Annotated in this window: 10 protein-coding genes; 4 read left to right on the forward strand and 6 right to left on the reverse strand. The window is 41.4% G+C overall.

Annotated elements, in window-relative coordinates:
* The first annotated feature begins 41 nt into the window (after positions 1-41).
* The 4 genes from M0M83_RS21975 to glnS all read left to right on the forward strand — a co-directional run bounded on the left by M0M83_RS21975 (position 42) and on the right by glnS (position 4,058).
* Positions 42-149 carry a colicin E3-like toxin immunity protein gene (locus M0M83_RS21975; RefSeq protein WP_213914241.1) on the forward strand — a complete coding sequence of 36 codons (108 nt, stop codon included), beginning with the start codon at positions 42-44 and terminating at the stop codon, positions 147-149.
* 275 nt (positions 150-424) lie between these two features.
* Positions 425-1,231 carry a sel1 repeat family protein gene (locus tag M0M83_RS05490; protein WP_248467798.1) on the forward strand — a complete coding sequence of 269 codons (807 nt, stop codon included), beginning with the start codon at positions 425-427 and terminating at the stop codon, positions 1,229-1,231.
* Between the two features lie 173 nt (positions 1,232-1,404).
* Positions 1,405-2,220: a sulfite exporter TauE/SafE family protein gene (locus M0M83_RS05495; RefSeq protein WP_213914248.1), complete on the forward strand. Its 816-nt coding sequence runs from the start codon at positions 1,405-1,407 to the stop codon at positions 2,218-2,220.
* A gap of 170 nt (positions 2,221-2,390) precedes the next feature.
* Entirely contained in the window at positions 2,391-4,058 is a 1,668-nt protein-coding gene (glnS, locus tag M0M83_RS05500; protein WP_148099020.1) for a glutamine--tRNA ligase, read from the forward strand.
* Between the two features lie 189 nt (positions 4,059-4,247).
* On the opposite strand, the gene M0M83_RS05505 is transcribed toward glnS, so the two are convergent.
* The 6 genes from M0M83_RS05505 to kdpB form a co-directional block, all read right to left on the reverse strand.
* Positions 4,248-5,458, reverse strand: a protein-coding gene (locus tag M0M83_RS05505) for an IS3 family transposase (RefSeq protein ID WP_423811116.1) whose coding sequence is annotated in 2 segments (ribosomal slippage) — positions 4,248-5,116 and positions 5,116-5,458 — 1,212 coding nt in all. Because the reading frame shifts where the segments join, the coding sequence is not laid out codon by codon here.
* A 118-nt stretch (positions 5,459-5,576) separates the two neighbouring features.
* Positions 5,577-5,966: a DUF5329 family protein gene (locus M0M83_RS05510; RefSeq protein ID WP_125894257.1), complete on the reverse strand. Its 390-nt coding sequence runs from the start codon at positions 5,964-5,966 to the stop codon at positions 5,577-5,579.
* 103 nt (positions 5,967-6,069) lie between these two features.
* Entirely contained in the window at positions 6,070-6,759 is a 690-nt protein-coding gene (gene kdpE, locus M0M83_RS05515; RefSeq protein ID WP_213914249.1) for a two-component system response regulator KdpE, read from the reverse strand.
* 11 nt (positions 6,760-6,770) lie between these two features.
* Positions 6,771-9,458: a two-component system sensor histidine kinase KdpD gene (kdpD, locus tag M0M83_RS05520; protein WP_213914242.1), complete on the reverse strand. Its 2,688-nt coding sequence runs from the start codon at positions 9,456-9,458 to the stop codon at positions 6,771-6,773.
* Positions 9,459-9,466: 8 nt separating this feature from the next.
* A complete protein-coding gene (gene kdpC, locus M0M83_RS05525; RefSeq protein WP_248467800.1) occupies positions 9,467-10,060 on the reverse strand; it encodes a potassium-transporting ATPase subunit KdpC in 594 nt (197 codons plus the stop codon).
* Positions 10,061-10,070: 10 nt separating this feature from the next.
* Complete coding sequence (gene kdpB / locus M0M83_RS05530; RefSeq protein WP_248467802.1) at positions 10,071-12,134, reverse strand: potassium-transporting ATPase subunit KdpB; 2,064 nt, start codon at positions 12,132-12,134, stop codon at positions 10,071-10,073.
* Positions 12,135-12,145 lie beyond the last annotated feature (11 nt).

Consider the following 12,145-nt stretch of genomic DNA (forward strand, 5'->3'; position numbering starts at 1 on the left):
ATCTATAAGGAGAAAGGAATGGGATTAAAAATTCATTTGGTTTGATAAATAAACCAAATGAATATGTTGGTGAAGAGTATTCTCTTGGCTTAGGGGATGATGGTAGCATTATAGAAAAACTATTAACCCTGAAGGAAATATTATTATAATGGTTGTTTTGATGTGCTTTTTGATTGGGTCTCTAATCTTCAAAAGCATATAAAAAATAAAGTTAAATATTAATAAATATGATTATCAAGTTTTATTAGATTATCGAGAAGAATGGTAATTATCTATATTTATAAATTATTAGTAAATAATTTAATTTACTTGTTTTATACAAATTAATATTTATCTAAAACAAAAACATAAGGAATATGTAATATGACTGAATTAGTGAAATACTTATAACTTCACTCTCGACTTATGATTTAGGAGAAATTTCGTGAGGTTGATTTCATGGTTTATCGTTATAGGAGCGTTCATAATAGGGACTCCAACTTGGGGAGGAAATACAAATCCTCCTTTAATTCCAACTGTAAGAGATCGTCTATATACCATTGGGTATAATGAAACAGAACTACGTTATGACCCTGACCTACCTAAAAAAGTTTCTTATCCTGCAAACCAACAGCAAGTGCTTGAGTTATATCATCGGGCATTAAAAAATAATAATGAAGATGATAATTATGTCTTGTTTTCTTTTTTCAGAATTGGTTGCACCGATTTTAAGCATTTACATAATGTGAAAGCTGCAAAAGAAGAGTGTGCACTGGCAAATTTCTTTTTGAAGAGAGTATTAAAAATTAATTCTAATAATGGGTTAGCTCTGTTATTTACAGGGGTAAACTATCAGCATGGTAATGGGGGGGAAATAAATATGCCAGAAGCAATTTCATATTATGAACGAGCTTACCACCTTCATGGTAATAAGGTACTTGTCGCAGTAAAAAATCTTTCGACGATTTATTTACATGGACTCGGCGGGATCCCTCAGGACTTTAATAAAGCTAAATACTATTTAGAAATGGCCGCAAGAGATAACCCAAAGGGGCAAGATGCATATTACCTCAAGAATTTTGATACATATGTTGATTTACTCAAAATATCAAATGAAGGTGATAAATGTAAGCAACAAAACCCGAATAACCGTATCTGGGTAAAAGAATGTAATGATAAAGTAGAAAAGAAAATAGAAGCGTACTTAAAAAAACATAGAGGAAATCAGAAAGAGAAAGATGCGATTGGTTAATTTACCAAAATTTTATTTTATGACTAATATGAAAGGTAGTTATGAATAATACGTTAAAAATTGCATTTATTAATAACATTGGCGAAATCTCAAACAAGGTTGTCAAGTTTGCATAAGCAAGGCGCTTTTTTCATCGATAAGATAACTTTTCAATGACTCATGAGGACTTATCTGTGGATTGGCTACTGTGTTTATTTGGATTCATTTCAGGAATAACAACGGCACTATTCGGCTTCGGTGGCGGTTTTATTACGGTTCCACTGTTATATGCCTTGATTACCTTAGTGTGGGGGCCACAAAGCGATGCAGGAACTGTGGCAATGCAGATTGCGGTGGCAACTTCAACCTGCGTGATGATTTTTTCATCAACGTTATCAAGTCGCGCTCATTATTTAAAAGGGAATCTCAGCTGGCCAATTATACGTCCTTTTATTATTCCAATTTCAATTGGTGGCATATTTGGGGCAATTGTTGCGCTATCCGTAGATAGTGCATTAATTCGTTGGATATTCATCGGTTATCTCATTATCACTATTCTAGATTGTTTTATACGTCCTGGTTTTATGAAAACAGGATCTATAGGTATACAAGCCTCCCGTGGTGGTATTTTTGCCGATACCCCGATTGGAGTGGTGATTGGTGCGGTGGCGGCATTTTTAGGTGTTGGTGGCAGTGTGATGACAGTTCCTTTAATGCGACGTAGAGGTGCGAGTATGATCCAAGCCGCTGCCTTTGCGAACCCATTGACATTACCAATGGCAATCACGGGTACATTAACTTATTTTTATTTCGCCATTGATAAACACATTGACCTCGGAGCAGGCTTTCTGGGGATGATCTATATCAAAGGGGCATTAATTCTCATTGTGACATCGTGGTTAGGGATCCGTTTTGCTTCTTTATTAATGCCTTACCTGAGCGATAAACGTCATGCTCAAAGTTATCCGCTACTGTTACTCATTGTTTTGACTGTTATGTTACTGGCTTAAAAATAGCGTATATCGGCGGGTAAAGATGGGCTTTTTGCCCTAAATTCTTCTAGGTCATCGCTTTTGCTGCACTTGGCGCAATCAAACGGTTGTTTCCTGATTGATTATGGTAGAATATATTCAGATACTACACGCTTTTAGCGCGCTTTTGGCATTGAGGAATGATGACAATGAATGAGGCAGATGCTCGCCCAACAAATTTTATCCGTCAGATCATAGATGAAGATCTGGCGACTGGAAAACACACGTCAGTGCATACGCGTTTTCCACCTGAACCGAATGGCTATTTACATATTGGTCATGCTAAATCAATCTGCTTGAATTTTGGCATTGCCAAGGATTATCAGGGCCAATGTAACTTACGTTTTGATGATACAAACCCTGTAAAAGAAGATGTCGAATACGTTAACTCAATTCAAGAAGACGTTAAATGGCTTGGTTTTGAGTGGAGCGGCGATGTTCGTTATTCCTCTGACTACTTTGATACCTTGTATCAATACGCGATCGAGCTGATCAAAAAAGGCTTAGCTTATGTTGATGAGCTCAGCCCAGACGAAATTCGCGAATATCGTGGGACACTCAAAGAGCCCGGTAAAAATAGCCCATACCGTGAGCGCCTAATTGAAGACAACTTAGCATTATTCGAAAAAATGCGTGCGGGTGGCTTCGAAGAAGGAAAAGCGTGTTTACGTGCGAAAATCGATATGGCATCCCCATTTATGGTGATGCGTGACCCAGTTTTATATCGTATTAAATTTGCGGAACATCACCAATCTGGCAACAAATGGTGTATTTATCCAATGTATGACTTCACGCATTGTATTTCTGATGCATTAGAAGGGATTACGCATTCATTATGTACGCTAGAGTTCCAAGATAACCGTCGTTTATATGATTGGGTATTAGATAATATCACCATTGATTGCCATCCACGTCAGTACGAGTTTTCTCGTCTGAATTTGGAATACACGGTGATGTCTAAGCGTAAATTGAACCAACTAGTCACCGAAAAACATGTTAATGGTTGGGATGACCCACGTATGTTAACCATTTCGGGTTTACGTCGTCGTGGTTATACCGCAGCCTCAATTCGTGAATTTTGCCAACGTATCGGCGTGACTAAACAAGACAATAACGTTGAAATGGCCGCTTTAGAGTCTTGTATTCGTGATGACCTGAATGAGTCAGCACCACGTGCGATGGCGGTTATCGACCCAGTTCGTGTGGTGATTGAAAACATGCCTGCTGGCGAAGAGATTTTAACAGCGCCAAACCATCCAAATAAACCGGAGATGGGTACGCGCCAAGTACCATTTAGCAATGAAATCTATATTGACCGTGCAGACTTTCGTGAAGAAGCGAATCGCCAATATAAGCGCTTAGTATTAGGCAAAGAAGTTCGTTTGCGTAATGCATACATTATTAAGGCAGAGCGTGTTGAAAAAGACGCTGATGGTAATATCACAACTATTTACTGTAGTTATGATGCAGGCACACTGAATAAAGACCCGGCAGATGGCCGTAAAGTCAAAGGCGTTATTCATTGGGTTAGCGTCGCTCATGCATTACCAGCAGAAATTCGTCTGTATGACCGTTTATTTACAGTACCAAACCCTGGTGCAGAAGATGATTTCTTATCAGTTATCAACCCGGAGTCACTGGTTATTCGCCAAGGTTTTGTTGAGCCAAGCCTGAAAAATGCAGAGGCAGAAAAGGCGTATCAGTTTGAGCGTGAAGGCTATTTCTGTGCTGACAGCCGTTTAAGCAGCGAAGATCATTTAGTGTTTAATCGTACTGTGGGGTTGCGTGATACTTGGGCTAAGCTCGAGTCTAACTAAAATCCTCGTTATCCTTCGCGCTGTAGGTGTAGTAGCTTCACCCATTTGCCCTAGTCACATACTTATGTATGCTCCTAGGGTCTAGCGGTCTTGCTGCTTTCCTACAACACGAATGAGCCCCTGATAAATGAATTATTTAGAGGGCTGTTCGAGAGCATTTGACTAGTCCTGATATAGGTTGACAACTTTTCAGGCATAAAACGCTCGGTGAACCTCATCGGGCGTTTTATAGTTTAATGATAAATGCGGGCGCCTTTCATTATAAATCTGGATTGATTCTTCAACCAACCTTCGTGCCTGCTCTAAATTTCTTGGTTTTACTAGAAGATACTCCATTTTTAATATTCCATTAATTCTTTCTGCTAAGGCATTTTGATAGCAATCATAGCCATCAGTCATAGAACATTGAATATTATGATTTCTATGTATTTCTTGATACTCCGACGAACAATACTGTAGCCCACGATCTGAATGATGGATCAGCGATGTTGTCGAACAGCGTTTTTTTAAAGCCTGAACCAGCGACTTCTTCACCGAACTTGTTTTCATATTGTCATCTAAATGATATCCCACGATTTTTCGCGAGTACGCATCCGTAATTAAACTTAAATAGGTATCACCCTCATGTGTCGATAAATAGGTAATATCCGCTACCCAGAGTTGCTCAGGCTGTGTGGGGATAAATCCTGACTTAATTAAATTTGGATGTCGATGAAAACGATGATGGCTTAAAGTTGTTCTATGATAAGCCCGCTTATTCGGCACAAGTAACCGATGTTCCTTCAATAAAGTAAATAGCCGGTCACGACCAATAATCATTTGTTTTTGCTTTAAAATAAAATGTAACTTACGCCCTCCCAGTCTGGGATGAAAGGCGCGTTCAGACTTAACAATATCAATAATGGCCGTATCGATTTTTTGTCGTTCTTCAGTCTTATCCTGTCGCTTGTAGTAGGCTTGCCGGCTAATATTCATAAAACGACAAGCTATTGTTACGGTGAGGTTTTTAACCGTTTTTTCTTTAATAACTCGGCCTTGCGCTTTTTTGACAAGCGAACTCCGAAGTCTCTATCCATAACTTTGACAACAGCTTCAAAGAAATCGGATTTAAGCCGAGCTTCTTCAAGTTCCCTTTCGAGTAGTTTGATGCGTTGTTCTGGGGTTTGTTGCTCAGGAGTTTGGGTCATAGCAGTACCTTTATAAAGAGTATTGGGCGTACCTTCAGACCAATCTAATCTACCATGTTTACGAAGCCATACCAAAACGGTAGAACATCCTTGTATCCCATATTGATATTGAGCTTGTTTATAGGTGAGTTCGCCTTTTTCTACTTGGTCAACAACCTGTAATTTAAAAGCGAGGGAATAATCGCGTTGAGTTCGTTTAGTGATTGCTTTCATTACACTCTCCAATTTTAGATTGGAAAAGTGTCAACCTTATTTAGGATGGGTCAATTAGAACAAAAAAAGCCGTGATATTTCTAGTTAATATCACGGCTTTTTCTATGGGTAATACGACTTATTGAGGTTTGTTATCCACTTTTTCTTTTAATAATTCATGCAAATATTTATTGGCTGAGATCACATTTCCTTGTGCATCTTTGACTTGATACTCTTCACCAGTAATGGATGATTTTGAAGCAACGTTATCAATAAATTGTTCTGCAGTATTGAGGCGTTTCTCTGTTTTACGTAGTTTTAATCGCAAGTGAGACTCAGCATCGACAGCGGAATACTCAGTGCCATTACGAGTAAAAGTAAGATCCTGCTGTTTACCAAGTGCTGCTAATAATGATTCAGTACGAATTTTTTCTTCAGGACTCAATGCAAGGGCTTGAGTGGTTACAAAAACACTTAAAAAAAGCACTAATGCAGATGAAAAACGATTTGATAGTTGGGTGGTAAGCATTTGCACGAATTTCTCTCCATAGAAATAAAGGTGAAGAAATTATAAGCAGACTTTTAATTTAAACTATCGGTAAGATTCTTAGAATTCAATTCTTAATAGTCGATTAAGGCATAAAGCGATAACCAATCCCTGTTTCGGTTAATAGGTGAATTGGGCGTGCTGGGTCATTCTCCAACTTTTGCCGTAGATGGCCCATGTAGATGCGTAAGTAATGATTATGTTCCACATAATTAGGCCCCCACACTTGTAGTAATAAATGCCGTTGAGTCAATACTTTGCCACTATTAGCCACCAGTTCACTGAGTAAACGGAACTCAATCGGGGTAAGGTGGAGCTCTTCACCTTGCTTGGTAACAATTCGATTAATAAAATCGATAGTGATATCCCCAAACTGGCATTTTGAGTTTTCTTGAGTTACTTTGCCAAAACGCCGTAAAGCGACTCTAACACGAGCCAGTAATTCACTAATACCAAAGGGTTTTGTCAGGTAATCATCAGCGCCGGCATCCAATGCAGCCACCTTTTGCGACTCCTCTTCGCGAGCGGATAAAATAATGATAGGGATACTGCTCCACTGGCGTAGTTCACGAATTAAATTGAGTCCATCGCCATCAGGTAAGCCAAGGTCTAAAATCAATAAATCAGGTTGTCGCGTACCGGACTCAATGAGGCCGCGTTGATAGTTTTCCGCCTCAAAGACTTTCCAGCCTTCACCTTCCAGCGCCAAGCGAACAAAGCGACGAATTTCTTTTTCATCTTCAACAACTAGAATTTGATGGCTAGTGCTCACAATATGCTAATCCTTTATGTTTCTACTTCGATATCAGGTAGTTGCTTTAGAGGTAAGACAAAGTGGAAACTGGCTCCACCTTTATTATTATTCTGCGCCCAAATTTCCCCTTCATGTAATTGAATTATAGCACGGCAAATAGCGAGCCCTAAGCCAACCCCTGGGATCGCTGACTCTTTTTGCGCCCGAGAAAATTTGTCGAAAATATTTTTTTCTTGCCCATTTGGGATCCCATTGCTGGCATCCCATATTTCAATATGAATTTTTTGCCCTTCAACGGCAGCTCGAATACCAATCGGGGTATCGTTATGGCTGTATTTTACGGCATTTTCTAATAGATTGATTAGAACCCGTTCAATCAAATTAGCATCGCAATAAAGTAATAAATCGGCTGGAATATCAATTTCTAAAGGGTGACTGTGTAAGGTGTAATCTAAGGTTCTAACGGCACTACTGGTAATTTCTTGTAGTGATTCCCATGCTAAATTGGGTTGAATACTACCCGATTGCAAGCGAGCCATATCCAATAAATTATTCACTAAACGCGAAGTGCTAAGTACTTGTTGGCGCATTTGGTTGACTTGCTCTGTTAATGGCGAGTTTTCCGCCGATAAATTCAACATTAAAATTTCGGTTTGACCGAATAAAACGGTGAGCGGTGTTTTTAGGTCATGAGAAAGTGCAGCAAGTAACGAGTTTCTCAGTTGTTCACGTTCAATATCTAATTTGGCAGACTCAGCTTGTTTGGTCAGCTGTAGACGAGCAAGAGCACTCGCAATCAGCCCCGTAAAGGTTTGCAGCATACGCTGTTGCTCAGGGATCAATAATTGGCGCATATTTTTTGGCTCAATCGCAAGAACAGCAAGGGTTTGATCTGCCGTGGTGATCGGTTGTAATTGATAAGGAACACTTGGCAAAGTATCCGTACCAGCACCAGCAGGTTGGCGCTTATCAAAACTCCACTTAGCAATGGCTTTATCAATTTGCATTGCAGTATAGCCATCACATTGCAACGGTGTTAATTGGCCATCCTCATCAGGTAATAATAAGCAACTTTTGGCTTGGAAGGCATTATTGAGAAAATGGTACCCTGTTTTTCCAATATCATCTGTGGTAATGGCTTGGCCTAATTCTTTTGTCATTTCATATAAATGACGTGTCCGTTGTTCTCGATACCGAGCGATACGTGCTTGGTATCGCATACCCGCAGTTAAATTCCCCACAACAACCCCAACAATTAGCATCACCGTAAAAGTGACTAAATATTGCATGTCCATGATCGCAAGGGAAAAATGAGGTTGAACAAAGAACAGGTCAAAACTGATCACGTTGACCAGCGCGGCAAAGACAGAGGGCCGTCGACCATAAAATAATGCAATTAACACGACACCTAATAGATAGAGTGTCACGAGGTTGGCTTTATCGAGGGCCAATAAAAAGGTACGTGAAAATAAAGTGATAGCGGCGCACATCACAATAGCCATTAAATAGCCATTCATATCCGATCGCCATTTTTCAGAGAATGGTTTTCTTTCCGGCTCTTTATCCCACTCACTTTGCTCTTCAAGTGCGACGATCACTAAATCTAGATCAGGGCCGAGCTTACCAAGACGATCGGCAAACCCGGGACGTAAATTGAGCTTAAACCATTTGTTTGCTTTATTACGCCGACCAATTAATATTTTCCCTAAATTATGTTCTCGTGCATAACGTAATATGGCTTTTTCTTCTGAAGGATCGGATAACGTGGCCGTTTCTGCCCCTAAGTCTTGAGCAAGGCGTAACGCTTTTAAGATAGCTCTGCGCTGGGTTTCAGGTAGCTGATGAAGTGAAGGGGTTTCAACATAAACAGCATGCCAGACACTGCCAAATTTTGCGGCAAGTCGCGCGGCTGTACGGACTAATTTTTCATTTCCCGTATTATGGCCAATGCATAGCAAGAGTCCATCGCGAGTGTGCCAAACAGGTGCTTGGCCTTTACCGTCGCGAAATTCACGCATCTGGTCATCAACCCGGTCGGCAGTACGGCGAAGAGCGAGTTCACGAAGTGCAATTAAATTTCCTTTACGGAAAAAATGTTCAATGGCGCGTTCGGCTTGTCCTGGGATATAAACTTTGCCTTCTTTAAGGCGCTGTCGTAGGTCGTCAGGAGGAAGGTCGACTAATACCACCTCGTCTGCAGCATCAAAAATATGATCTGGAACCGTTTCACGTACACGAATACCTGTAATGCTTCCCACAATATCATTCAGGCTTTCAATATGTTGAACGTTGATGGTTGTCAACACATCAATACCAGCATCTAATAATTCTTCGACATCTTGCCAGCGTTTAGGGTGACGGCTGCCATTAGGGTTACTAAATGCTAACTCATCCATTAAAATTATGGCTGGATGCCTAGCAATTGCGGCGTCAATATCGAAGCTGTTTAGACGACGACCGTGATGAATAATACGTCTGGGGGGCAATAGTGAAAGGCCGTCAAGTAGCGCGGCCGTTTCTTCTCTTTCATGGGTTTCTACTACGCCAATCAGCACATCTAGCCCTTGCGCTCTGAGTCTTTGTGCTTCTTGGAGCATGGCATATGTTTTTCCAACACCCGCACAGGCCCCGAAAAAAATCTTTAATTTGCCACGTCCAATTTCATTGGCTTTGACCAAGAGTTCATCGGGGTTAGGGCGGATAGGTTCCTGATTGTTCATCATAGCCCCTAGTGAGTTTGACTATTTATTTGTTGTTGATATTCATCAAGTGCTAAGTTCAGTTTTAGCACATTAATGACGGGTTCGCCTAAAAAGGATAACAATGTCTGTTCAGTATGCGTTTCTATCAATAATTTTACCGCATCCAATGGAATTTGCCTGCTTTTTGCAATGCGTGGCGTTTGGTACAACGCGGCATCAACGGAAATATTGGGGTCTAAGCCACTGGCAGACGATGTGAGTAAATCGGCTGGAATGGCATGACTGGCATCGGGATTTTCTGCGCGCAGTTGTTCACTGCGTTCAGTCATAACTTGTTGTAATAATGGGTTGCTGACCGCTAAATTACTTCCACCAGAAGCTAATGTATTGTAGGGGCTATCAATAGTTGAGGAGGGGCGACCGTGAAAATAGCGGGCGTCATCCACATTTTGCCCGATCAAGGCTGAGCCAACAATGCGTTCATCTTGAGTGAGCAAAGAGCCGTTAGCTTGCCATGGAAAGAAAACATGGGCGAGGCCGGTTACCATTAATGGGTAGGCTATACCAGTAAAAAGCGTGAGTATTAATAGCATAATAATCGATGAACGGATCATATTCATAATCAATTCCTTATATCCCAAAGAGACTAATAAATAGGTCAATGAGCTTGATCCCAATAAATGGCACGATCAGCCCGCCTAAACCATAAATGCCTAAGTTACGTTGCAATAATGATTGTGAGCTCATTGGGCGATAATTAACCCCTTTAATTGCTAGAGGGATCAGGAAAATAATAATTAATGCATTAAAGATCACTGCGGAAAGAATTGCAGAGGCCGGTGAGTGCAAATGCATTACATTTAATGCGTTAAGTTGTGGCCATGTTACGGCGAAGGCCGCAGGAATAATCGCAAAGTATTTAGCAATATCATTGGCAATACTGAAGGTAGTTAATGAGCCTCGGGTCATCAGCATCTGTTTACCAATGTGCACCACTTCAATCAGCTTGGTTGGGTTAGAATCTAAATCCACCATATTACCGGCTTCTTTTGCTGCTTGGGTGCCTGAATTCATTGCCACCGCAACATCCGCTTGCGCGAGTGCCGGTGCATCGTTGGTGCCGTCACCAGTCATGGCAACCAAGCGACCTTCAGATTGATATTGGCGGATCAACGCGAGTTTGGCTTCAGGAGTGGCCTCTGCAAGGAAATCATCGACACCTGCTTCGGCTGCAATTGCGGCGGCTGTTAAGTGGTTATCCCCCGTGATCATCACGGTTTTGATGCCCATACTGCGCATTTGTGCAAAGCGTTCTTTCATACCCCCTTTGACGATATCTTTTAATGCAACGACACCTAAAACCGTTTTATTATCAACCACCACAAGTGGCGTTTCACCTAAATGGGCCACTTTTTCGACCAGCTGATCCGCTTCAACAGGAAATTTACCGTGGTTAGCTTCAATATAACGGCGGATGGCATCCGCAGAACCTTTGCGGATCATTCGTTCGCCAATATTGACGCCACTCATACGTGTCATCGCGGAGAAAGGAACAAAGGTTGCATTCAGGGCGTGAATATCTCTTTCGCGTAAATTAAACTTTTGTTTTGCTAGCACCACAATGCTGCGGCCTTCGGGTGTTTCATCGGCTAGGGAAGATAATTGCGCGGCATCAGCTAGTTGCTGCTCAGTGATACCCGTTAGCGGTAAAAATTCGGAGGCTTGGCGGTTGCCCAGTGTAATCGTTCCCGTTTTATCGAGTAATAGAACGTCAACGTCTCCTGCTGCTTCCACAGCACGACCGCTGGTGGCTATTACATTTGCCCCTAACATGCGGCTCATCCCTGCTACACCGATAGATGAAAGCAAGCCTCCAATGGTGGTTGGAATTAAACAGACTAATAGGGCAATCAATACTAAAATAGAAACCGCATCACCGGCACCTGCATAATCTGAGGCAAAAAGGGTAAAAGGGTACAATGTTGCACAAACGAGGACAAAAATTATCGTGAGTGCAGTTAACAAAATAGTTAACGCAATCTCATTGGGCGTTTTACGGCGTTGCGCACCTTCAACCATGGAAATCATTCTATCTAAGAAGGTTTCACCGGGGTTAACGGTACACTCCACGATCAGCCAATCGGAAAGTACGCGAGTTCCTCCTGTTACAGAGGAAAAATCACCACCGGATTCACGGATCACAGGGGCGGATTCCCCTGTGATTGCGCTTTCATCCACCGAAGCACCACCTTCGATGACTTCACCGTCACAAGGAATGGTTTCTCCTGCGCGGATCAACACAATATCACCTTTACGTAACTGGTCTGAACTCACTATTTCTTGACTTGCCTCCAGTGAGGGGGAAGCTAAACGTGTTGCGCTGCTTTGTTGTTTAACACCTTTTAAGCTTTGGGCTTGTGCTTTGCTTCGTCCTTCAGCGAGCGCTTCCGCAAAGTTAGCGAAAATAACCGTAAACCATAGCCAAAGTGTGATCATTCCACTGAACCAAGCACTGCCTTGCGTGTAATCCATTACCATGGCTAACCAGAGAAACGTGGTGATAATACTGCCAATAAAAACTACAAACATCACAGGGTTACGCCATTGCGCTTGTGGTGTACATTTCTTGATAGATTCAAAAATAGATTGTTTGATTAGCTTATTATCGAATAATTTAATATTTTTATTGTTCATATTTTCCTCCT

The organism is Providencia rettgeri, from assembly GCF_023205015.1.
Taxonomy (GTDB): domain Bacteria; phylum Pseudomonadota; class Gammaproteobacteria; order Enterobacterales; family Enterobacteriaceae; genus Providencia; species Providencia rettgeri_E.